General features: G+C 36.5%; 21 protein-coding genes, 1 tRNA gene and 1 pseudogene. 8 read left to right on the plus strand and 15 right to left on the minus strand.

Going from position 1 to position 23,650, the window contains the following annotated elements; genetic code table 11:
- Nucleotides 1–37 precede the first annotated feature (37 nt).
- From H2677_RS11440 to H2677_RS11485, 10 genes are all read right to left on the minus strand, one after another.
- Nucleotides 38–1,189, minus strand: coding sequence for a YqaJ viral recombinase family nuclease (locus tag H2677_RS11440; RefSeq protein WP_212638588.1), 1,152 nt, complete (start codon nt 1,187–1,189; stop codon nt 38–40).
- A gap of 129 nt (nt 1,190–1,318) precedes the next feature.
- Nucleotides 1,319–2,377, minus strand: a complete 1,059-nt coding sequence (locus H2677_RS11445; protein WP_212638589.1) for a DUF932 domain-containing protein — start codon at nt 2,375–2,377, stop codon at nt 1,319–1,321.
- Nucleotides 2,378–2,485: 108 nt separating this feature from the next.
- Nucleotides 2,486–2,785: a hypothetical protein gene (locus H2677_RS11450; protein ID WP_031944332.1), complete on the minus strand. Its 300-nt coding sequence runs from the start codon at nt 2,783–2,785 to the stop codon at nt 2,486–2,488.
- Between the two features lie 133 nt (nt 2,786–2,918).
- Nucleotides 2,919–3,293, minus strand: coding sequence for a hypothetical protein (locus H2677_RS11455; protein ID WP_212639609.1), 375 nt, complete (start codon nt 3,291–3,293; stop codon nt 2,919–2,921).
- A gap of 131 nt (nt 3,294–3,424) precedes the next feature.
- Nucleotides 3,425–4,555, minus strand: coding sequence for a J domain-containing protein (locus H2677_RS11460; RefSeq protein WP_407929298.1), 1,131 nt, complete (start codon nt 4,553–4,555; stop codon nt 3,425–3,427).
- A 219-nt stretch (nt 4,556–4,774) separates the two neighbouring features.
- Nucleotides 4,775–5,143: a hypothetical protein gene (locus tag H2677_RS11465; protein ID WP_212638591.1), complete on the minus strand. Its 369-nt coding sequence runs from the start codon at nt 5,141–5,143 to the stop codon at nt 4,775–4,777.
- A 309-nt stretch (nt 5,144–5,452) separates the two neighbouring features.
- Nucleotides 5,453–5,749 carry a hypothetical protein gene (locus H2677_RS11470; protein WP_212638592.1) on the minus strand — a complete coding sequence of 99 codons (297 nt, stop codon included), beginning with the start codon at nt 5,747–5,749 and terminating at the stop codon, nt 5,453–5,455.
- Nucleotides 5,750–5,798: 49 nt separating this feature from the next.
- Nucleotides 5,799–11,183 (minus strand): DUF4011 domain-containing protein, encoded by a 5,385-nt coding sequence (locus H2677_RS11475; protein WP_212638593.1) that lies wholly within the window; start codon nt 11,181–11,183, stop codon nt 5,799–5,801.
- Nucleotides 11,184–11,486: 303 nt separating this feature from the next.
- Nucleotides 11,487–11,681: a hypothetical protein gene (locus H2677_RS11480; protein WP_212638594.1), complete on the minus strand. Its 195-nt coding sequence runs from the start codon at nt 11,679–11,681 to the stop codon at nt 11,487–11,489.
- 92 nt (nt 11,682–11,773) lie between these two features.
- Nucleotides 11,774–11,941 (minus strand): hypothetical protein, encoded by a 168-nt coding sequence (locus tag H2677_RS11485; RefSeq protein WP_212639627.1) that lies wholly within the window; start codon nt 11,939–11,941, stop codon nt 11,774–11,776.
- Between H2677_RS11485 and H2677_RS11490 the strand changes: the two are divergent.
- From H2677_RS11490 to H2677_RS11510, 5 genes and pseudogenes are all read left to right on the plus strand, one after another.
- Nucleotides 11,878–12,048, plus strand: a pseudogene (locus H2677_RS11490) (IS30 family transposase); the annotation flags it as partial. The gene H2677_RS11485 and the pseudogene H2677_RS11490 overlap by 64 nt on opposite strands.
- Before the next feature lie 432 nt (nt 12,049–12,480).
- Nucleotides 12,481–13,404: a hypothetical protein gene (locus tag H2677_RS11495; protein ID WP_212638595.1), complete on the plus strand. Its 924-nt coding sequence runs from the start codon at nt 12,481–12,483 to the stop codon at nt 13,402–13,404.
- A 143-nt stretch (nt 13,405–13,547) separates the two neighbouring features.
- Nucleotides 13,548–13,760: a helix-turn-helix transcriptional regulator gene (locus H2677_RS11500; protein ID WP_125298282.1), complete on the plus strand. Its 213-nt coding sequence runs from the start codon at nt 13,548–13,550 to the stop codon at nt 13,758–13,760.
- Nucleotides 13,761–14,122: 362 nt separating this feature from the next.
- The gene (locus H2677_RS11505; RefSeq protein WP_212638596.1) at nt 14,123–15,358 is read left to right on the plus strand and encodes a YagK/YfjJ domain-containing protein; all 1,236 of its coding nucleotides are present in this window, start codon (nt 14,123–14,125) and stop codon (nt 15,356–15,358) included.
- Nucleotides 15,355–16,443, plus strand: coding sequence for a hypothetical protein (locus H2677_RS11510; RefSeq protein WP_212638597.1), 1,089 nt, complete (start codon nt 15,355–15,357; stop codon nt 16,441–16,443). The genes H2677_RS11505 and H2677_RS11510 overlap by 4 nt, the downstream gene beginning before the upstream one ends.
- A 299-nt stretch (nt 16,444–16,742) precedes the next feature.
- Here H2677_RS11510 and H2677_RS11515 read toward each other — a convergent pair.
- Both H2677_RS11515 and greB read right to left on the minus strand, forming a co-directional pair.
- A tRNA-Ser gene (locus H2677_RS11515) sits at nt 16,743–16,832 on the minus strand.
- Between the two features lie 96 nt (nt 16,833–16,928).
- A complete protein-coding gene (greB, locus tag H2677_RS11520) occupies nt 16,929–17,417 on the minus strand; it encodes a transcription elongation factor GreB (protein ID WP_004908219.1) in 489 nt (162 codons plus the stop codon).
- 371 nt (nt 17,418–17,788) lie between these two features.
- Here greB and H2677_RS11525 point away from each other — a divergent pair, with 371 nt between their 5' ends.
- Entirely contained in the window at nt 17,789–18,898 is a 1,110-nt protein-coding gene (locus H2677_RS11525) for a transglycosylase SLT domain-containing protein (RefSeq protein ID WP_004908222.1), read from the plus strand.
- Nucleotides 18,899–18,952: 54 nt separating this feature from the next.
- On the opposite strand, the gene H2677_RS11530 is transcribed toward H2677_RS11525, so the two are convergent.
- The gene (locus tag H2677_RS11530; RefSeq protein WP_004676693.1) at nt 18,953–19,336 is read right to left on the minus strand and encodes an SCP2 sterol-binding domain-containing protein; all 384 of its coding nucleotides are present in this window, start codon (nt 19,334–19,336) and stop codon (nt 18,953–18,955) included.
- Nucleotides 19,337–19,533: 197 nt separating this feature from the next.
- A complete protein-coding gene (gene ttcA / locus H2677_RS11535) occupies nt 19,534–20,439 on the minus strand; it encodes a tRNA 2-thiocytidine(32) synthetase TtcA (RefSeq protein WP_004908226.1) in 906 nt (301 codons plus the stop codon).
- A gap of 493 nt (nt 20,440–20,932) precedes the next feature.
- On the opposite strand from ttcA, the gene H2677_RS11540 reads away from it, so the two are divergent.
- Nucleotides 20,933–21,793, plus strand: a complete 861-nt coding sequence (locus H2677_RS11540) for a lytic transglycosylase domain-containing protein (RefSeq protein ID WP_099949001.1) — start codon at nt 20,933–20,935, stop codon at nt 21,791–21,793.
- 214 nt (nt 21,794–22,007) lie between these two features.
- Nucleotides 22,008–22,913 (plus strand): protease HtpX, encoded by a 906-nt coding sequence (gene htpX, locus H2677_RS11545; RefSeq protein ID WP_004908232.1) that lies wholly within the window; start codon nt 22,008–22,010, stop codon nt 22,911–22,913.
- 74 nt (nt 22,914–22,987) lie between these two features.
- Here the strand turns inward: htpX and H2677_RS11550 are convergent, their stop codons facing one another.
- Entirely contained in the window at nt 22,988–23,572 is a 585-nt protein-coding gene (locus H2677_RS11550) for a DUF4112 domain-containing protein (protein ID WP_129263646.1), read from the minus strand.
- Between the last annotated feature and the right edge of the window lie 78 nt (nt 23,573–23,650).

Consider the following 23,650-nt stretch of genomic DNA (forward strand, 5'->3'; position numbering starts at 1 on the left):
CTTATTTTTGACTTTTAAATTGTGGATAAAGAATGAGTTATCCACCATTCGGGTAAATCTGAAAACGCCGTGTACCCACTTTAGTTTGCGGGAACTGCTGGAGGTATTCAGGGTATTGTTTCAATAAAGCTTTACTGTCTAAGCTGATTGAGTCTAGTGATTTCTTCCATGTCACTGAACCACCTGTAAACACGGCACGTTCTGCATCTTTCATCATCATTTGTATTTGATGTTTTAATTCATCGAAATACTGTTGATGTTGTTCAAGCCTATGTCGCTCTTCTAACAGTTGGTTAAAGAGATAGTTAGCCTGTTCATTTTGGCTGAGGTCTTCTACGGTTAATGGAATCTGTTCTGGATACAGTTGTTGCAAGGCTCTAGCAGCGGAATCCGAAGCATCGACACTCGGTGGAATACCTGATTCCACACATTGCCAGAAGTGACGTTCCGCATTGATGATGTGCTGGATCACGGTTTCATTTCTTGTCACTTTATAGATTTTGGTTTCATGTCCACAGATCAAGGCACAGATATGTGCCGCTTGTTTGCCTGTTACCGCCAGTTGGTGCTGTACTTGGCACAGTACATACAGTGGTACACCATCCCGCCAAAGCTTTGCACCATATTCTCCAACCGTTTTACATTCTAGAATCTGAACTTCATCGCTACCGACTACGGCATAATCGAGATTTGCCAACATAAAGTGTTTGTCTTCATCAGGATGTTGTAACACTGCATTGACTCGTCGTACTTTGTGGTTGGTGTGCATGCTGTAGTATTCAGCCACCAAGGGTTCCAACTGCTTACCCCAATATAACGGTGCATAACCTGCACTTTCGTCCTCAATGTTTTGCTGCATCCGACCTGTCTTGATCATCCATAGTTCCAGCATCGACATATAAGGATTTAGTCCACAGGCAGTTGCTGCATCACTACTCCCGATGCCTTGCTTTCTGACTTCTAGCCATTGTTGGTAATTGAGTTGCTTGGTGTTAGCTAAGCGTTTAGCAACTGGTGTTCTGCTTTTGCGAGGCTGTTTAGTTTGAGCTGGATTGGATGAATGACGTTTACTTCGGGTGCCTACTTCGACCTGTTGGGTTGGTGGGTTTTGGTTTGGGTTAAGCTGAGATACATAAGGCAATAAAGGTGGATGGTTTAAACTGTTCTGAATATGGGTATGACTCTGCATGGTGTATTGATCCTATCGTTATGAAATATGTAAAAGCTGAATTTTGGGCATAAAAAAAGCCACATCTGAGGAATGTGGCGAAGGGTGTTATTGCTTAGGCTAATATAGCTTGCTTAACTGAAACTGAATTTATGCCACCATTCTGAGCGCTTGTTCTAAGCCACGTTGTTTAATCGCTGCCCCTGCTCCGAACCATGCTGAATCGAGTCGATGATCGGTGCTCATGGCACGTCTTTCGTGATCGACGAATTCCGTGATTGAGCATAACAAACCATAGGCCGTGTCTTTGGCTGAACTGAGTTCTGCCCCTCGTCCTTGTCCGTTAAACATAGTCATGACTTTTGACATCGCACGTCCATTCGGTTCGGTTTTATTGTCGGCTTTTGATGAGTTTGTTTGATTCGGCATGGCTGCATTTCGATAAAACTGAATAATGCTTTCATCCTGTTCAACAATACTGAGGTTGGTGTTGTTAAATACCGCATCAAAGTAAGCGGATGCTTCTTGTTGCGTTACTTTACGTTGACTGAGCTGCTTCATTTCATACATGTGTTCATCCCATGCTCTGACTGATACACCCAATTGCTGTTTGACTTTTTCAGCATCGAAACGAGTGCTGTGTGGGACTTTGACCACACCCGTATTATTCGATGTACTGTTGTGTGCTTTTAGTGCAATCGCTAGCGTGTTGTTACACACCACACGAATAGAAGTGAATTGTGCTGTCGTGGCTAAGGTGCCATCACACGCCGTCGCTAAAAGAATATAGCCATTGCTGACATCTTTACCTTTCAGTGCTGAGGTCTGTCCAGTTTTGGCTAATGCCCAGAATTTCTTCCCACCTTTCAGTACGCCTGCAGTTTCCAACTCAAAGCCTGATTGTTCAGTCAGATCACGATAGAACTCTAAGATATCTTTGGGTTGTACTTCTTGAAAGCGCTGACTGACCACAGATAAAGGTGCATGGGTATCTGAACGATACAGTACTCGTTGTTCTTCAAAAGGTAAGATGATGTTTTGTCCACGTTGGTTTTTCGCCATATAACTCACGTCAGAGGATTCGATACGCCAGTCCATACCTGCTTGTTGTGCCCAAACTTCGATGGGTTGATTGGGTGTGAGTTGATTCCCCAATCCATGCCAAGGGGTTTGACCTGTGAATGCCATTGTTTCAACTAAATGTGCCATGAGCAGAATTCCTCTATAAAAATAAAGATGTGATGTTTAAAACTTAAAATGCAGTGTGCTTAGGGGTGTTGCAGCTAGCGTTGAGATAGCGATGAATGCGGTAATTCTTTAATCAGCCACGGCAAAGCTTTGTCCGCAATGCAAACATTGGTAATGTTGAGCCGCGTGGTAATGGCGATAAAAGTAATGTTGACTGACCAAGATCAATACGCCCCCTGCAACTACACCAATCAATCCACCGACATACGGGGGAATGCCCGCACTTCTTGCCAGCTTTATTCCAAGTACAGCCATCGTGAAGGGTGAGAAGTTTTCTAGGATTTTTTCAAAATACTGAGGGCCATGCGCTTGTGTGGCTTTCAAGATCACCTGATCTGAATGGCAATAAGGACAATGTACGGGATTTATCATGAATGTCCTCGTCGTGAGTAAAGTGATGACAAGCATTATCTGTAGGCATAAAAAAACCATGCCCAACATGGGCATGGTTTTTTGCTTGCTTTTACGCTATACAGTGATACTCGTCCTGAGTTTTGCCGTGTTATTTAAAGCGATAACTTGCTGCACCTTGATCTGTTTCAATATCAACTTTCACAATCGATTCGTAAGAGCAGTTTAAATATAACTCTAAGGCTTGGCCCATTTGGAAATGTGCTGGTAATTGAATGGGATTACGGTAGCGTGCGGTATATCCACAACGTCCATTATTCACATCTACTTTATTCAGTGTGATTGGATTTGCATCGAGTGAACGGATGGTGAGGATCACATATGTCCGATCGTATAATCCGCCTGGGCTATATTCCGTATTGAGCGTAACTTCCATTCGTTCAGGATTAAATTCAGTACCACATCCCGATAAGCTCAAAGGAAGTATGAGTAGTACAGGCAATAGAAAAGTCTTCAATCTATACATCATTATTTTATCCTCTATTTGATAAGGCTTGATTTGTGTTTGGACAGTCGTCAGCGATTCATTGCGTTCGCTTGGTGCTGGTTGTTCAAATAGGTAATATGTATCTGAAATTTCTTTATTTTGATTTTCCGTCAAAGCGACGCTAGCAGTGCTTCTAAACAACTGCGTGCTTGATTGATCTGCTGCGCCTGTTGTTCAATCAATTGCCTCACTGCTGGAGGTAATTGTTGGTATTGGTCAGGATGGAAGTCAGCCATCTTACGACGGTAGGCAAGCGTGAGGCTTGGTCGATCTAATTGTTCAGGAGTGATATCAAGTAACTCACACGCAGCGAGTTGTACGGGTGTCAGCTGATGGATCGGTATGGAAGATGCTTTGGTATGCTGCTTAGCTTGGATATCTGTATATGCAGGATACTTGGCCAGTATGGCGAAAGCTGTTTGTTGCTCAACATTGAATGCTGTACTGATTTGAAAGAAATGGCTGCGTGCTGTTTCAGCGTCAAAGTTTCTTTTATTCATTAACACTAATACTTCTTCGAGCAAAGCAAGGCATAACGAAGGAGGTAGGCTGTGCTGAATCAATGTGATTTCATCCAAGATGTCAAAAAAGTCGAATGGATGATGGTGTTGCATCATTTGTTTGAGAAACTGTTGGTCATTGGGATGAACCATGTCTCGATCAAACAATTGTGTCATCAAGCTTCTTGTGGATTGGCTCCACTCTCCTCTCCACCCCAACAATAGGTAAGCATAGAGCTTCATGATCGGTTGTAGATTGGCAATAGTGTCTTGGCTTTGGGTCTGCTGCTGATTCTCATGTATAAAGTCTGAGGAATTCTTCTGCGTTTGAGCTTTAGCGAAGGCACAATACTGATTGAGGAAATCGGCCAAAAGGCGTATTCCTGCTTTTTCAGGTTGAGCCAAGCTGACTTTGACTGTGCCATTGATCACCAGGTGTTTGCTGAGCAGTCCCATCGAATAGCCAACCGAGCTAATCGATTTCAAGGGATAGGCATTTGCACTGGCAAAGGCTTCTTTGAAGTAGATACCTTGATCGGTTAAGCACAAGCCATTTTTTCCCTGTCCAAAGACGGTTTCATCGACTAAGACCAAGACTTCTTTAGCGTGGGTTTGTGCAGGTAAATAACTCATCGCACCCAGAATCTTATTCATGGGAATCTGTGGAGCGACATAAATGTTTGGGTCAGCTTGTAGTAATGCCAACTGAGCAAACTGTTGTTTAAACTGATTAAAGTCCATCATCGATTTTTCACTCTTGTTCCCATGAAGGCTTTATCAAAATATAAATTTCAGTAATTGAAACGGCCACATGATGGCGCGTCCAAAAAGGTAGGCTGCAATTGGTCCACTGTCTTCAATCCGCCAAAGCAGATAAAACCAATACAGCACCGCAATACTGAGATAAGAGATCACTATTTCTTTATTCATGTTTTTTTCTTCGCTTTATCTTTGTTTTAACTATTCATTCGGCGCGATCAGTTGCCAACCGATATCAGAGTCGAAGGGCCGTAGATAGACGGTTTGCTCTTGGATAAACGATTGCTTGTATTCATCGTCAAAGCGTTCAACATGCACTTGGCAACTGTAGAGGTCATATTTGGAACTGGTGCCTGTCTGCCCTGCAAATAAATTACCGACTTGGCATTGTTGTAACTTGATCTGTATCACAGAGCGATCTTGGGTATGCAATAACTGAAGTATGGCATTCGCTTTAGGAATTTCCCGCGCTGCATCTTGTACTCCACAACCCGTTAAACTCCCCAGTAATAACAAGCTGCTGACGACTCCAGTGCTGATACGAGACTTGAGTTGAAATGGTTTGAACATTTTATAGTGCTCCCAGCACGTTACCATACTCAATTTTAAGTATATGTTTCATATATATTTATTATTGAATGGAATATGATACAAACTCGGATACATACATTATTTATGTTATTTTTTTGTAATTATTTTCATTTAATTTCCCCGCAAACCGAATTACATTTTTTCAGGCTAGTTAATTAAATAAAATTTACATTAGACTTCTTGCGTTAGTCAAAATTTAAACAGCAGCAAGCTGTATTTTAGAAGGTTTAGCTGATTCAAAAATTAGGTATAAGCATACTTTTACAAGACGTCTAATGTATAGGATCTTTAAACCAAATCCTCGCTTACAGAAACACTCTCGTCTAAACGATACATTTCATCATCTATAATAGCTACTTTTGTAAACTCCCCCCAAAAATCTACAGTTGATGCATCGTATGACTCGACTTCCCATCTAGAACCGTCATCTAAAACAACCACTCTGCCCTCGTATTTAATCTCGTGTATATCACCGACTTTGTGCTGCCCCATCCCAAATAAACGTAAGCCCCACTGTAATATAGCCTGCTGTTCAGATTCAGAAAGACTATAAATACCAGATGCAGCAATTTCCTCAGCTCTCATTAACTTTTCTATTTCAAAATTCATATTTACCACCATTGTTAAAATTTACTTAAGACTTAATGATCTCTTTCACTGTGATTTTCACATCACCACTTGGCAAAGATAAGGTTGTACTGTCATCTATCGTTAGTCCCATTAATGCTTGACCTAAGGGACTATTAACATGTGTAATACCTTCCTGGAAATTGTTAAGATTATTAGAAATCTTAACATTCATTATTTTTTCAGGATGCCTACTATCCAAATATCTCACCAGATCACCCGCCTCTATTATTTCAATAATATTATCGTGTGATTCATTTTCTGTTTCAAATTCAAGTAAATATTGCTTCTCAATATTAATGCTTGTTGGCCGTGTTATTTGGGTATTAATAGTATCTTGTATATCAACAGCCGGTTTTAATACTCTCAATTTTTCCAACAAAATTTGCATTTGTTCTTGCGAATTTTTAAACCAGTCTGTTGACCAAATCCGATGTATATTCCAACCCAAACTTTCTAGAATTTGTTGGCGTAAACGATCACGATCTCTACTAGATTTTGCAGAATGATAAGTTGCACCATCGCACTCAACTGCTAACAAATATTCTCCTGGATTAGCTGGATTTTTGACAGCAAGATCTAAAAAGTATCCTGCAACACCAAGTTGAGGTTCACATTCATATCCATGCTTCTCAAGCGCTTTAATGACTGCTATTTCAAAGTCACTATCAGGTGCTTTGCCAGTTACTTTTTCTTCATGTAAAAAACCAGTTTCGCAGTATCTTAAAAATGCCTTTAATGCAGTTACACCTTTACTACTTGATTCAGATGATAAAATATCAGATGAATTCATAGATGAAATTACATGCATTCTCTTCTTTGAACGGGTAAACAGTACATTGAGTCGTCTCCAACCTGAACTTTGGTTAATCGGACCAAATCTTTGAAATACTTTACCCCCAACCTGTGACGGCCCATAAGTCATGGATATGACAATAACATCTCTTTCATCACCTTGGACATTTTCAAGATTCTTAACAAATACAGGTTCATGAGATTTCATTTTTTTATCATAAAGATCCTGCAACCTAGAATCTTTTGATAGTCTGAGTTCTAATTGACTTTCGATTTCATCCCGTTGCTGACTATTCATCGCAACTATACCAATTGACTCTTCTTTATCTTGAAGAATTAATTCACATACTTCATCTACAACACTTTGTGCTTCTTTATAGTTTCGCCCTGAATCAAATATGCCAGATGCCTTCTTATATCGGATACCGAGTTCTGGAGAACTTTGGATAGGTGATGGGAACAAAACAAGGTCAGAGTCATAAAAGTATTTATTAGAGAAGGCAATTAATGATTGATGACGCGAGCGATAATGCCAACGTAAACGCCTCTTCTTAAACATTGAGACTGAATCTAAGATACTTTCAGCATCCTCTACTCCAACAAGTTCATCTTCATTTGCATCGTCAAAGTTAACTGATGTGCTGAAAAAGCTTGTAGGTGGTAATTGTTTTGGATCACCGACAATAATTGCACTTTTGCCTCTAGCTAATGCTCCAATCGCATCTTCTGGCAAAATTTGAGATGCTTCATCCATCACAACCAAATCAAAATCAAAAAGTCCTGGCTTTAAGTACTGAGCAACAGACATAGGACTCATCATGAAACATGGTTTTAATGCTTGAATTGATTTAGGTGCTCTTTCTAGCAAAGACCGAATTGGAATATGTCTTGTTTTTTTTGAAACCTCTTTTGCAATTAATGAATATTCTGTTAAATCAGATACTCTACCATAAGCAATCCCTACAGGAACATCGACTGATGAGGCATTACAAGCAATCTGCTTTCTTTGTAATACTAGTAATTCATTATCATAATTCTGAAAATTACTAACCATAGTCGATAATTCTATACCGTTATATTTTTGAATCAGTGTATCTGTATTAATAATATACTTTGCTAAAGAACTATATAAAGATAGTTGCACCACGTCAGCAACTGAATACCTCTCTAATTCAGCATTTTCCAACTTTTTAATAATGCATCTTAAACCAGAATTTTCAGCTTTATTCTTAATAGTATGGTAATTACTCCATGTAAATAACCAATCTTCATTCTCTAAAGCTAAATTATTTCTTTTTATCGTTTCAATAAAAGAATTTTTAAGCTGATTGGTCCAATTTGCTTCAACATTAGAATGCTCTTCAAATTGTTTTCTTCTTATTCCTTCATTTTTGAAATGATGAGAGATTTCATCTAAAGATTTTTTTAATCTTTGATAACTTTCCTTATCTGATATCTTAGATAGTTTCTCTCTTAAAATTCCGAATGAATCAGAAATTATATTTAAAAGCTTAAGAGTCTTTTGAGCGCGATTTAGTTCAGCAACATTAATTTCTCCTTTTAAATAATCAAAGTTCCATTCTTTAGACAATTGAGGATAATTTTTTCTAATTTCGTTAAATCGAGTTACTTTTACTACATTAGCATCAAATAAAATTAATTCATTTTCAATACGAGCTAATGAAGATTCTTTATCAATAATAAAGGGCCCAAGTTTTAACTTTAATTCTTTAAGAGAAATTAATGTACGAGAAATCTCACTTTCATCATCAATAATTTCGTGGACATTTCTCAAATGACTAATTTTACTTGCATATAAAATAGAAAAGCCCTGCAGTAAATTCAATAAATCTTTAATCTTAGGTGCAACTTTACGATCATATTCTTCAATAATAGATTTTACTAAGTGGCTCTCTAATCTTAAAATAGCAGAACCTATCTTCACCTTCTCATCAAAACCAATACCATATTCATGGCGAACGCCTTTGTACCAATCACGCAATGTTTTAATATCATTTAATGGCGTATTAACTCCATCATACATATGATTTAATATTTTATATTTATCATTCAATTTATTTGCAGAATCAATACCTTTCTTAAAATCTATTAATTTAGAAAAATTATTTTGTATTTCAATAAGTGGAGTACCTTCATTTTTACTGATACCTAATATAAATTTTCGAGCGCTCCACCAACGCATCGTAAAATATTTAAAAAATCCACCTATACATATATTTTTGTAATTTATCTCTAAGTCTTCCACACTAGGCAAGATCTCTAATTTGTACAGTCTTTGACAATCTTGATAGTTTTGATGCAACTGTTTAAATATTGGTTCAAAATCAACTATAAACTGATCAATACTAGATTCATCAAATATTTCATTTCTATGTTTTAGAAGATCAAATGGCAACCCTTTTAAATGTCCTACCAAAATCTCCATAGCTTTAAAATTTTCTTCTGAATATCCAAACACCTTCTTAAGTTCAGAAGGTATATTCTTTTCAATTAGTTCAATATCAGGCTTTAAATCCAACAAAGCAGTCTTAATTTTTTCTAGTTGGTATATCGCTTCATCTATATCTTCTAAAGTGATACTTTTATCAAATGCTTTGCTTTCATTTATCAAATTCCTAATGATTTCAACTTCACGAGAATTTGACTCTCCAAGATATTCTTTGTTAATTACCGCAACAATTACTCTGTAGTTTTTATTAATTTCATCATACAAATTAATGTATTCAGATAGCAAACTAATATTATCTATTTGATCATTAATTAAATGATAAGATATTCCCTCATCAAAATTTGGTAATTCTTTTGCATTATTAGTTACTCTTTCAACTAATTCTAAATTCACATCATCACAAAAAAAAAGCTCAGAAAATAAACGTTGTATTACTGTTAATTCATAGTTCCACTCTTTAAGAAATTTCACAATTTCTGCTTTTTCAGAATCAATTAAGTTTACCTTATTAACCCCAAACCAATAGTGTTTATAGATCTCCTTGTCAGGGCATTGATCTCGAGTTTGTATAAATGAATTTTCTAACAACTTCCCCCAATCAATATAGCTTTGGATATCATCCTGATTTAATGTAATCAAATTTAAATTATCGATTAATACATCTTCAGGATTTATATCCAATAAATTCTTGAAGTAAGTTGCTTTTGTTAAAATTTCATGTGCTGTATATTTCGTCTCTCCCCACTCTTTATTAATTCTTTTTACATATTGATTTAAATAATTTTTACTTAACTCAAGTTTGTTTTTTGTGATTTGTATTTCATGTATTTTAGCATAGTGCCCCAATTCCTTATATTGCTCATTTAAGTCATGTAATATTTTTAACTTATTAGACTTATGACTATGTAATTCTAAACAGAATCCACCTAATCCAGCTTTATCTAGTCTATCTTTTACTACATTTAATGCAGCCATTTTTTCAGCAACAAAAAGTACTTTCTTGCCATCATTGATTGCTGCAGCAATTAAATTTGTAATTGTTTGAGATTTACCAGATCCTGGAGGACCTTCAATAACTAAGTTTTCCCCTTTTACGGCATCGATTAAAGCACTATGTTGAGAACTATCAGCATCGTAAATGATTGGGAATTTTTCATGGATATCTTCTATATCATCAATTTCATATTCAGAGTCGAAACTATGAGACTGACTTTCTTTGGCCACCTTACTAAATAATTGTTGAATAACTGGATGATCTTCTATTGAATACTCTTTAGGCCAATTCGTAGGATCAAGATCCTGATACATTGCTTGCTTAGAAAAATTTAGCAAGCACATACAGACCTTGCGTTTAATACTCCAACCTACTTCATGAGACAAAATATTTTTTTCAATTAAGTCAAAATAATCTTCTGGCGTACTTTCTTCATCCAATAAAGGCAATTCTAAGCCAAATTCATTTTTTAACTTTTCATGTAATGTGACGTTACTTAATAATCCTTCATCTGACATAGATAATTCAAAATTATCATAGCCCCCATGTTTTGTTTTTGGCTTTTTTTCAATTTTTACAGGTAGAGTGAAAAGTGGAGCTAACCGTTTCAGATTTGAATCTTTACTTTCAGCCCATTCTAAAAAACCAATCGCAATATATAAAACATTCGAACCTGTTTCATTTATGAATGATTCGGCTTGTTGTCTAATATATTTAACTCGAGTTTCTAACTCCTTTGGATAAAGTAAACTCTGTAAAACATTTGTATTTTCAGGTTTTGATGAATTACTCGTATAATTGTGACTCAATTCAAAACTAATCTCATAACCTAAATGCTTTGCCCAAGATTCAACACTTGGTCCGTGATCTTTAATACCACTAACATTCTTTTCCTCCCCCCCATAGTAGCTCTTGAGCTCTGCATCTAATGGTTTAGGAATTGGTAGTAGATCTATTATTTTTCTGTCATTTAATGCTTTGAATATAGAGTTTGGTGTAGTTTCAATGAACTGAAGGCATTTACCACGTGGAAACTTATAATTTAACAGCGAATTTCTTGAACTTAAATCCAATAGTCTCTTACGAATCGACTCCAATGAATCATATGCAAATGTTGCTGTACCCTCGGTCATTTAGTCTAAAAACCTCTAAAATTCAAAAAAATATTTTTACATTGCTCTTTATGATAATAATTTAGCATTTTTTTAATAGTTGATAAACCTGTATAGCTAAATGATCATTTCACTCTACGCTGGCGTTTTTCTCAAACTGGATCATTGGCCTATCATCTCATTTTCTGTCATGGTCACCTCGATTTGGCTCATAGTAGTTTGGGGATATCAGGGGCTTGTGAACCTGATCAGAGTCATGCTGGGTAACTTTCGAAATGATACAGCCAGTAATGGAATGATTGGCTTAAACAGAATGCGGGTTAATCAAAAAATGTCAGCTGTTCTGTTTTTTACAAGTAAACTTTCGTATCTTAGTAAAGTAAATCTATAAATATTATGTTCTGCCTGACACCCACGCTTATCTGTTTTTTTAAATGTTACGGCTATACATATAATTTTAACCAACTTAGGATCTTCTAAAAAAATATTATCTAACTCTGTACTTAAAAGTTCTGCCATTGCAGAAGGAAATCTATTTCAACATCGATATTAGTATTTATTCTGGAATTATCAAAAAGATCAAGCTGATTAGATAAAAAGTTTAAACGAAATTAGCCAGCTATTGCATCATGTAACCATTGAAGTGTTCTGTGATCAATTTTATCAATTAGTTTGATTTTTTCTCCTAATTCATTTCTTATTCCAAGAATTGACTCTGCCCAAAGATATTTATTTGAATCAGGCAGATCAGCATTATTTAAATCAAGTTGCCATGTCACTGAATACTCGTCCTAGAAAAGCGTTAGATTGGCTTACACCATTAGAGAAGTTCGCTCAGCTTGTTGATTATCATAAGGCTTTTGAAACTGTAGCACCTCATATTTGAATTCACCCTTCTTCAGCAGTCATAACCCAAGCAACTCCATTTAGTTAACCAAACATTTCACTCAGCCAAACTAAAATACCCCCCAAAAAACCAATATAAAAACAATAATCCCACAGAATAAAAAATAGTATAAAACAGTGATAAAAATAATAGAATTTATTAATTTTTTCTAATAAAATAAATTCATGTAAAAAAGTGCTTACTTTAAAAACTAGAATTTTCATATAATTTTTTGAAACTTATTGAATAGAAAGAATCCGTCATTCATTTAACAGCAAAAAAATAGAAATAACGTTAAATTTCAATCCCTACCTACCAAGTCTGTGCCTCAGCAACGTATCAAGTAAGCACTATCTTTTCGAATACATACAACCGTACCAAAGTTCAAAAAGTGGTATAATATTTAAACTTAATTTTAAATAAGAAATCACCATGGATGAGATGTCTTCACCACTGCTCTCTCAACTAAAAGAACCTAGCATAATCCCATCTCCTCCACACCAATATCTCCATATAGATCCAAACTGGAAACCTTTTACCAGTGAGCAATTAAGGCAAATAGAGATTGCTCATGAAATAGCCAATGAAGTTGATATGCTTCTTCAAGTTTATTTAAAGCATATTTCAAATTATTCCGAATCTTTAGGCATACAAAAATTTCAATCAAATATATTAATGAATTATGCCATCATACATAAATTTTCAAAAGAAGAACTCCCGCCTGATATTCAAACATTATTCAGCCTCATATTCAATTTTTATGAAAGCTTTAATGATATTAATCAACTTCAAGAGGAAGTGGTAAAAAAAACACGTCACAAAATATTATCTCATTTTTTTAACATTTCAGGAAAGCATCTTGATCTACAAGATCCAGAGGTTAAAGACATTTATAATAAGAGTAGAATGTATAAAGCATCATTTAAAAAACAAGCAAAAATACCAACTATAAAGCAATTCCTTGCCCGCCAAAAGGACGAATTATTTATGAATTATTGTGAAGAAAATCAGATTGTGACGTTTCAAAAATTTTCTGCTTGTACATTTGAAAACAAAATATTAAAACCAAAACTAAAAGAATTTTGTTTAATTTTAGAGACCGAACTACGGCAATTAGAAGGAAAACTGCGTGATCATTTAAACAGTTCTTTTTTTACTTTCTCTATCGAGTGTCCCATGATCTTTGGTGAAGCCCAAACTCAAATCTATATGGGTTCACTCAAATACCTCATTGAAGATACTTCTTCTAAAATTGTAGATATACAGAAGTTTGCTCTCAAACTTGAACAACCTGACTCCCTCACCCTGGATGAATCATATTATAGAAAAAAATTCAAGAAATTCTTACAAAAATAAATTTATTTAAAATAAAATCTAATTTTCAGTACCTTAGATTAATTATTGTAAAAATCATTTCAATCCTCTACATACCAATTTTTTTATTCCATGCTTCTGAACTAAGAAAGCAAGGGGCTTTCGTTATCATTTCAGGAGTTGTTATGAAGATTTATCGTCGAAAGGATCTGGAAGCAAAACTTTGTATTTCCCGTTCCAGTATTTATGATCGCCTAGATCCTAAATCGAAGCGTTATGACCCAACATTTCCTCGTCCTTTAAAAATGGGGCATATGGTAGGTTGGCTTGAATCAGAAATCGATGCATGGATTGAATCCAAAGCGGCATTAAGAAATCTACCTGATTCGTTGAGCTAACTCCGTGTTTTAACATTTCCAAAATCTCGCGCTGATCCGCATATTTTGGGCTTTAGCTTATCGATGATGCCGTGAGACTAAATTTCGGTTTTATACCATTTATAATTAAGTAATATTTAATATATTGATTAATTATACTTAACAATAACCAACTAATGTGTTGGTTATCGATTAAAGCTTATTTAGTCCCTCATTGATTGGTAGATACAATAGTGTACTTGATCTCAAAACACTCTGCTCCCCAATCCGTCTACGTCATCAACACACATTTCTAAGTGGACACTGCCTACAACAGTGTCCTTAGGAAAAGCTATGCCTAATTTCTGTGCTGGTCATGTGCCTCTCCTATAGAGGAATATACAATGAGTATTAAACGTAATCTAAAAGTCAAACTGAATCAAACTCAACTTACTCATGAGCCTTTAGCTCATCTAGCTTTATTAGATCAAATCAAAGAGGATCAGCAATTCGTCACTTATAGCGATGATGCCCGACAAACACTCATCCAATGCCATACTGATTATTGGACTGGGCAAATCATCAAAGCCGTTGAAATAGTTTTTAAATGGCAAGATCGCGAGGATGATGTGATTCGTATCAGAGAACATCGTCTTTCTCCTAACAAAGTTGTCCATCACTTGGAGTGCGACCAAGAAACCCAAATGCTTCTCAGGCATTTAAGTGAACTTATGTATTACGTTTTGCCTACTTTTTTGATTGGTGGTGTTGAATGGTTGGCCTTTGAGTCAGTCCGCAGCCAACTCACATCTGAAGAAATTGAAGTCATTCATCTGGGTGGAAAGTCCATTCATCCCGAAAATCAAAGTGGCTTAGAGTACTACGTAAAACTCGTAAACCACTTTGCTAATTCAATTCGCCGTTATATGAGAGACCCCATAATCAAGCGCAAGCTTCGGGATCGTGCCGCGAATTGTCAAGAAAATAAAAGTCGGTGTATTGAGCTTACTAAATCGATATTTGATAATTTCTCCAAAGTCCTTGTGGTCCGCTTAGATTTTGCTCTTAAGCGTGATCCAAAAACTTTGCTCAAGAATTTTTATCGGATAGATGAAATTCATTCGAAAGATGACCTTGCCTACCTCAAAGAGTGTATTCAGAAGCTACTTAAAATGAAACGCTACAATCGCATCCTCAAGGAGGTAATTGGTTATATCTTCCGTTTTGAGTATTCAGTACGCACAGGCTTCCACATACATAGTTACCTATACTTCAATGGGAACAAACATCGTGAAGACATTACGCTTGCGCAGGGAATTGCCGAAATCTGGAATGAAGACATTACCAAGGGACAAGGTACAACTTATATCTGCAATATGAAGAAAGATTCATACCGTCGTTGTGCCATAGGCATGATTCATCATTCAGACAAAGTAAAACAGGAATACTTATTTCAAACTTTTGATTACATCTGTAAAGCCGATCAGTTCTTCATCTTTTCAAATCTCAAAGCTGCCCGTCGTTTTCAGTCTAGTGAAATTCTTGGAGAAAAGCCCAAGGTTGGTCGTCCACGCAAAGTAAGTCAGCAATCTAAAATTGAAATTCAAAACGATGATAATACTATGGAGCAATCATCATGACTAAGAAATTCACTAAACAGTTAGATGCTCTAGAAACCTTATCATCACTAGACTTCATCAACCAAACTACTCAGGTTAGTCTACTCACACAGCAACCTATATACCAACAGATATTGCCAATCAATTATGGTAGGAATCTTGATTACTACTTCAAGGCAGGAATGAAAATTCAGTCTTCAAAAAATATGAGGATATTTACACCTCAACCAACTGATGCTCAATTTCGACCGAATCTGTATCTTACCAAGGCAGGACAAATGATTTTTCCTGTAATCTGTGACTGCGGACAAAATCCACTTATATTGGAAAAAATCCCCAACATTAAGATTAATCCAATGATTGCTGTATTAGCACAAACAATCTGGAACCATAATCTTCCTTTTTTACCAGTGAACGATCATATTCAATATGAGTCGATAATCAATCATTTTTTAAGTGATTTTAAAGTCAGGATTACAACGCGAGACTTTCAAACTCAATTCAAATCTTGGAATACTAAATTTACGTACGTAAATAATCAATATGATCGTTTTATGGATGTCATTGCATCTGAAACTGATCTCTTCGAGGTTCACTCTCTTGTCATCCAACGCAAAAAAGTGAATGGTTTATATCCTCAATTTGGTGATGAGCATTTTATTGATCAATTAGCTAAGGAAATTCTAATTGACAAAGCAAAGCCAATCATCAAGCGAGTGTGGCAGAATCGAAAGAATAATGATGTGCTAGGTATATTATCGAAACGTGAAATGAATATATTTGGCAGTGAGACTTTACGTCTGATTTTCTTTGTGCAAAAGAAGTCCTCAGATTGGCAAGATTTCAGAGAATCTAATCTGTACACAGATCTGCAGCCATTCTTCATTGACGATGCTGCAAACTGTGTTGCTTTAGGAATGATCTCATCAATGAATGCAGGGGTATTTCCCTTATATCAGTCTCAAGAGCATAATTATTACGATCACAATCAGCTTTATGTTGGAGAACGATTGAAAGTGTTAAAAGCTCAAATCGTTGGTTCTGATTTCTGGATTCGAATTGATGACCATAATCCAACAGTTCGTATTGAACATAAACTTTATTAAAAAAATAGTAATACGAGGTTAAATCGGTCCTCAGTTCTCTTCGGAGACTGAGGACTTTTTTATATAGTGCAAAAAATATGCGTTTCAGAAAAGTAAAAAACGATTAAGGAAATTTGATCTTAATTTATGCTCTATTATTCTTAGATGAAATTGCCAACTGCTAAACTTACTTTTCCAATTCCGCCCTTACCAATCCAAAATTATTTAATTTAATCCAACATTTGATGTGGGGTAGGTTGAGGGGTAAATGCACAAGTAAAAAATAAGCCCTAGTAAAAACAAGGGCTTATTTCGATATTTGGCGGAAGCGGTGAGATTCGAACTCACGGAGGACTCACACCCTCGTCGGTTTTCAAGACCGGTGCATTAAACCGCTCTGCCACGCTTCCAATGGCGGCTATCATATAAATAAAAATTCAACTTGGCAAATCTTTTATTCAAAATAATGCACTGAACGCTCAAAATAAAATCAACAGCTTATAAATTTATTGATTTTGAGATTTTTCATAGCGAATTGAGTTGATATACCAAAGTTTTTTCCCTAGAGGAGTGATGACCTCAACTTCGTCGTCCACTTGTTTACTCAATAAAGCACGCGCCATTGGTGATTCAATGGATATATGTTGTGGATGATGATCATATATTTCATCGACACCGACAATACGTAAGGTTTTTTGCTCGCCAGCATCATTCTCTATCTCAACCCAAGCCCCAAAGTAAACTTTTCCTTCTTGCTCAGGGACATAATCTACGATTTTTAATTCTTCTAAACGCTTTCCTAAATATCTAACTCTGCGATCAATTTTCCTAAGCAATTGTTTATTATACTGATAATCAGCATTTTCCGAACGATCGCCTAAACTTGCTGCCCAATTTACTTTTTTAGTGATCTCAGGTCGCTCGTCATGCCAAAGCTTTTTCAACTCGGCAACCAATAAATCATGTCCTGTACGAGTAATTAAATTCGATTTCATAGATAAAAATACGCTATTACAACATTCCATTTACAAGATTTAGCATTGTATTCCTTATTTGATCATCACCAAAGTGTATAAATTTTATTCTTTTTCAAATCAGACGGTTGTGATGTATTTCTCATTTTTTTACTGTACAAAATTTGACAATCAGTTTTTTGACCCTTAATATGCGCCCCTAAGTTAGTTTTTGTTTACTTTTTATACATTTTGTAAATGTTGTGAAACATTTATTAAATATCCGATCAACCCAATGTCATTTTGAATGACGTTCATGACTTGCCCACCCCTTATCGAATTTATCAACTTTTAAAAGCGAAGTTTTTGTTTTCTGAGCTTTTAGGGCATAAATTATCTGTAGCGGAGACAACATGCACAGTAATTCAAGTTCTGGGTCTAGGCCTAGCCTTAACTCTTTATCTTCTAAACGTCCATTTCAAGCTTTAGCTTTAGGATTCGCAATCCTTCCTTTTAATAGCTTGAATGCTGAGAAATCTCATCAATACAACACAGTCGTAACGACAAAAGTTTTAACCGTGGTTGCTGTTGAAAATCCAACCACAGTTTTTAAAGACGGCGAATTTTTACATGGTTTCGGTTACGATTTAGCTCGAAACTACGCACAAAGTCTCAACGTAAAGTTAGATTTTAAGACCGTACCTGACAATGCCACTGCTTTAAAGTGGATTGCTCAAGGCAAAGCAAATCTTGCAATGACCACAGCAAATCTTGCAACGATAGAAAGTAAACAACTTGTTTCCTTTTCTGCAAGTTGTGGCGATCAAGCAACTTTGAGTAAAAATGGTTTAAACCCTCAATTAAACTGGGTGTTTAAACAAGCTGACGATCCACTGACTTTAACTGCGAGTGGTTTTGTTTGCCAAAGCAAACAGTCAGGAACAACTCAGCAATTAGCCTCTTTTTATAATCGTAATGTCGTTAAACCTGAATCTTGGTCAACGATTCAAAAAGACCTCAATCAGCGTCTTCCAATCTATAAGGCAAGCTTTAAACAAAGTGCTGCGAAATATAATTTAGATTGGCATTTATTAGCTGCAATTGGTTATCAAGAATCATATTTAAAACCCACTTCGGTGTCTCCCACGGGTGTTCGTGGTTTGATGATGCTGACGAGCAGCACAGCGCAAGCTATGGGTGTAACTAACCGTACAGATCCAATACAAAGCATTCAGGGCGGTGCAAAGTATTATGATCTTATGTTAGATCAATATGAAAATGTTCCCTATCCAGATCGTAACTGGTATGCGCTGGTTGCATACAATATGGGACCAGGTGCAGTAAATCAGATTCAAAAACGTATTAAGGCTCAAGGTAAGAACCCAAATCAATGGGTAAACCTATATGACTATTTACAGCGTAATCAAGCGCGTAATGGTCGTTACAAGCAAGCATTACAGTACGTCACCCGAATCCGTACATATCTAGAGCATCTAAAAACGAGTAATCGTATCGAAGTTTAAAATGCTCAGCGCAAAAAAAAGCTTACCAACGGTAAGCTTTTTTTATGAATAAACTTATGCAGTTTGTTCAAGAACCTTTTTGAATAAATCTTTTTGTTCTTGGCTAGGCTTAGCAGTTTGTAATGCCATCAATTGAGACATGTCGCCTTGCACTTTAATTTTACCTGTCATGAATGCTTGCATAGCAGCTGCCATATCAAACTCTAAGAACACTTTACGTAGAGTCTCTGCATCCATATTTAAAGTTGTTTTAGCATTTGGAGATAAACCCTTTTGGATTTTACCAGCGTCTAAAGCTAACTCTGTATTTCCAGCTGCATCTGTTACAACTAAGTTAATCGCTAAGTTTGCAAGTGCTGGTGGTAAATTTAAATCACCTGCTTCAGCAGTAAGTTTTTCAACAGTTGCAAACCAATCATCAGTTAAAAATGCAGCCATGATTATTCCTCAAATGTATTTGTTCAGTTTCTTGTGCCATCTATCCAGACGACATCACATGAAGCTTTTTGCTCGTGCCCTGTTATAGCATGTAATTTTTATTTTAGGCTATGATTTTTTGTACGCGATATTCAATTTTTAAAAAATTTATAAAGAAAAGGCACTTATCAAAGTGCCTTTTAAAAAACTTTTACATTTTACTCTGCAGCAAAACTCAAATTCACCACATCGAGACGATTTTTCATTTCTTCTGGATCTTTCATATCAAACTCACGTTGACTATCCAATGCCTCGAAATCAAATAATTCACGGTCCGCTAGTTGTGATGGAGAAACATTCTGTAATGCCCCAAAAATACTATGTAAACGTTTCGGATATTGTTTATCCCATTCACGTAGCATGTCATTGATGATCGCACGCTGTAGATTTTCTTGCGAACCGCAAAGATTACACGGAATAATCGGGAACTTTCTTAACTCTGCATATTTGATGATGTCTTTTTCTTCAACATATGCCAATGGACGAATCAGAATGTTCTTTTTATCCGAAGACAATAATTTTGGTGGCATCGCTTTTAAACTGCCGCCATGAAATAAGTTCAAAAAGAATGTCGCCATGATGTCATCACGGTGATGTCCTAATGCAACTTTGGTCGCGCCAATTTCTTGAGCAAAACCATAGAGTGAACCACGACGTAAACGAGAGCAAACGGCGCAATACGTTTTACCTTCTGGCGTTAAACGCTTAGTAATCGTATAGGTATCCTTCTCAAGGATATAATATGGAATGTTATTTTCTTCCATATAGCGTGGTAGCACGTCTTCTGGGAAACCAGGTTGCTTTTGGTCAAGATTCACAGCCACGATATCAAAATTGATCGGTGCAATGCGCTTAAACTGCAATAAGATATCAAGCAATGTATAACTGTCTTTACCTCCAGACACGCATACCATTACCTTATCGCCATCTTCGATCATGTTGTAATCACGAATTGCATGCCCTACTTGGCGACGAAGTTTTTTCAACAGGCGATAATACGCCGAACTTGTCGGAAGTTCTGGCTTGAAATTAAATCCTTGGTTGGACTCCACTGGCGCGTACATAGACGTGATTTACCCATAAACAAAAATACCGCGAGATTTTATCCGATTCCGAAAATTTGCGCACCAAAAGAATTTTTCAATTTCTTTCATTCGTCATATTCAAAAAGGATACTGACTAAATCTGCATCAAATTTGATCATATTTAGCTAGATTGCTTATATTTCAAACTTTTCCACAGTTTTCCACAAAACCTGTGGATAAAATTGTGGATTTCTTCGCTATTGACAAACTGCTTTTAGCTGAAAATAAGGCTTCCGATCAAATTGATCATTTTTTAACCAACACTTTTTAACAATCAAAATCAATTACTTATATATGTCAAGTTTTCGTTTTCAAAAAAAATATTTAATTTTTTTTGATGAACATTCGCACAAAAGGACTTGATTTTTGTCAGACAGTCAAAATTAAAAAAATTGTAGCAAAAGTTCTTTTTATGATTTTTTTTGTTAAACTGCTGTGAAGAAATTATGCTTTTTTTGCGAATATTATAACGATGGATAGTAAAAATTATTTTTTCGCCCTTTGGTTGGGGACAGTCGGTTTAATGACCTGCTCAGCAATATATGCTGGTCAGACCATTTATCAATTCAAAGATACTAACGGCACTACACTACTCACCAATAAGAAAAAGGCAGAATATAGCCATCTCAAAGTGGTGAAAGCCACTTATTATCCTGATAGTAATATTCACAGTTATAGTAACTGGGGTGCGAGTGAAGCTTCAGTACTTCCTAGCTATAGTCGTAATAAAAATGCATTTGATCAAATAATTCGACAAGCAGCTCAACAACATGGAGTTGCAGAAGGATTAATCAAAGCCGTGATGCATACTGAATCAGGATTTAATATCAACGCACGTTCTCCTGTTGGCGCTCAAGGTTTAATGCAACTCATGCCAGCAACGGCTCGACGTTTTAATGTAAGTAATGCATATGACCCTCAACAAAACATATATGCTGGCGCAAAATACCTGAGTTGGTTACTACGAAGATTTAATGGAAATACTCAACTTGCACTTGCAGCCTATAATGCTGGTGAAGGTAATGTTGATAAATATGGTGGAATTCCTCCATTTAGAGAAACTCAAGATTATGTCCGTCGAGTAACCAGTCGTTATCAAAACTTATATGCTTCTGGTCTAGGCATGAGTAACTCATCGTCTGCTCAAAGTGGACAAGTACTAGCTCAGTCTGCGAACTACACTACTCCACCACGAAGCGAACCGAGTCCTCCACCAAAACAATATAATCGACAAATCATTACCCTAGCTGATGGTACTTTTACTGATGCACCATCAGGTACATATACTACAGCAAATGCAACTGCATCAGCCCGAATAAATATTAGCGAATGATCGTTTAGCCTATATTCTCATACTATGATTTTAGTGTTGATTTTATAACTTTCTCACTCGCTAAGTGACTGTTTAAATACTAGTTCATTGTTTTATTAGCTTAATGTATCTACACCCATTTTTTGCTTGAATTTTTAAGCATCGCCCTGCATATTATGATCATGATTTAAATTTATAAATCAGATTACTTTTTCTTTACATGAGGGTTTTCTCAATGATGCGGATTGGTTTGTTCTTGCTAACCAACCTCGCGGTACTGGTTGTAGCTGGCATTATCTTGTCACTCTTCGGTGTCGGTAGTTACCATGGCGCGGGTGGCTTGAATCTAGGCAACCTTTTGGTCGTCTGTTTTGTCTTTGGTATGGTGGGTTCATTAATTTCCCTCTTCATGTCGAAGTGGATGGCTAAAAAAACCACTGGAACTGAATTAATTGACCCAAATGCGCCTCGAAATCAGGCTGAAGCGTGGTTGTTACAAGAAGTTGCTCAATTATCCCAACGCGCAGGTATCAAAATGCCTGAGGTGGGTATCTTCCCGTCATACCAATCAAATGCGTTTGCAACTGGTTGGAACAAGAATGACGCTTTAGTAGCTGTATCAACTGGCTTACTTGAGCGAATGAATAAAGATGAATTGCGTGCGGTTCTTGCACATGAAATCGGTCACGTTGCAAATGGTGATATGGTCACTTTGGCATTGATACAAGGTGTTGTGAACGCCTTTGTGATGTTCTTTGCACGTGTAGCAGGCGATTTCATTGACCGCAATGTCTTTGGTCGTGAAGATGGAGAAGCACCTGGTCTTGCTTACTTCGCAATTACCATTGTTCTCGATATCGTATTTGGTATTTTAGCCTCTACGATTGTGATGTGGTTCTCTCGTCAACGTGAATACCGCGCAGATGAGGCTGGAGCACGTTTAGCGGGTAAACAAGCCATGATTTCGGCATTACTCCGTTTACAAGCAGAATCAGAAATGCCTGATCAAATGCCAAAAGAAATGAAAGCTTTTGCGATTACTGAAGGTAAAGAGCAAGGTTTCAGCTTAGCGGCTTTATTCCAAACTCACCCAAGTATTGAACAACGTGTAGCAGCTCTACAACAATTAAATGTTCAATAATTCAAATAGATTAAACAAAATAAAGCCTCCTTAATGGAGGCTTTATTTATATTTATGAGTGCAAATTAAGCCGATTAGAATGACTGATAAAGTTGCCATAAATAACTGACACCGAGCCAAACAGCGAGAATCAGTAAGATCAATACAGCAATTCCTAATAGATCAGGAATACGTAACCAAATCCAACTTACAATAGGATTACGCCAAAATGCTGAGGTCTTTTGCTTTTGTTCCAAAGACTCATGCAAAAAAGGATGTACCACATGAATATCACTATGCACTTGGTATTCCTCTCGGATGTGGTCATGCACAATCTCTAATGTTTTACGACTTGGACGGATAAATACATCAAATAGTGTCCCAACAATCGGTACAAATCCAACCAGCATATCGAGAATGGCAAGCTTAATTACACCAGCTAATTTATATTGTGGTACACCAACTTCTTTTGCCTTTTTAAAGGCATACATGGTCAGAATGAAACCCGCAATATCTCCTGCAAATGGGATTGTGCTTAATGCAGCATCCGCACCAACGCCCTGTTTCGTGAAGGGAATTCGGACTAAACTATCCATTGTGTTGGCAAATTTAGCTAAATCTCGCTCGACTGCGATTGCTTGCTGTTGAGTTAATTTTTTTTGTTCTGTTTGACCAGTCATCAATCTAACCTAAAAACTACGTTTATGCTTGAGAATAAAGTAGTTTTTAGATTTTGTCGGTACATTTATTATTAAAAT

Source organism: Acinetobacter junii, assembly GCF_018336855.1.
Classification (GTDB): domain Bacteria; phylum Pseudomonadota; class Gammaproteobacteria; order Pseudomonadales; family Moraxellaceae; genus Acinetobacter; species Acinetobacter junii.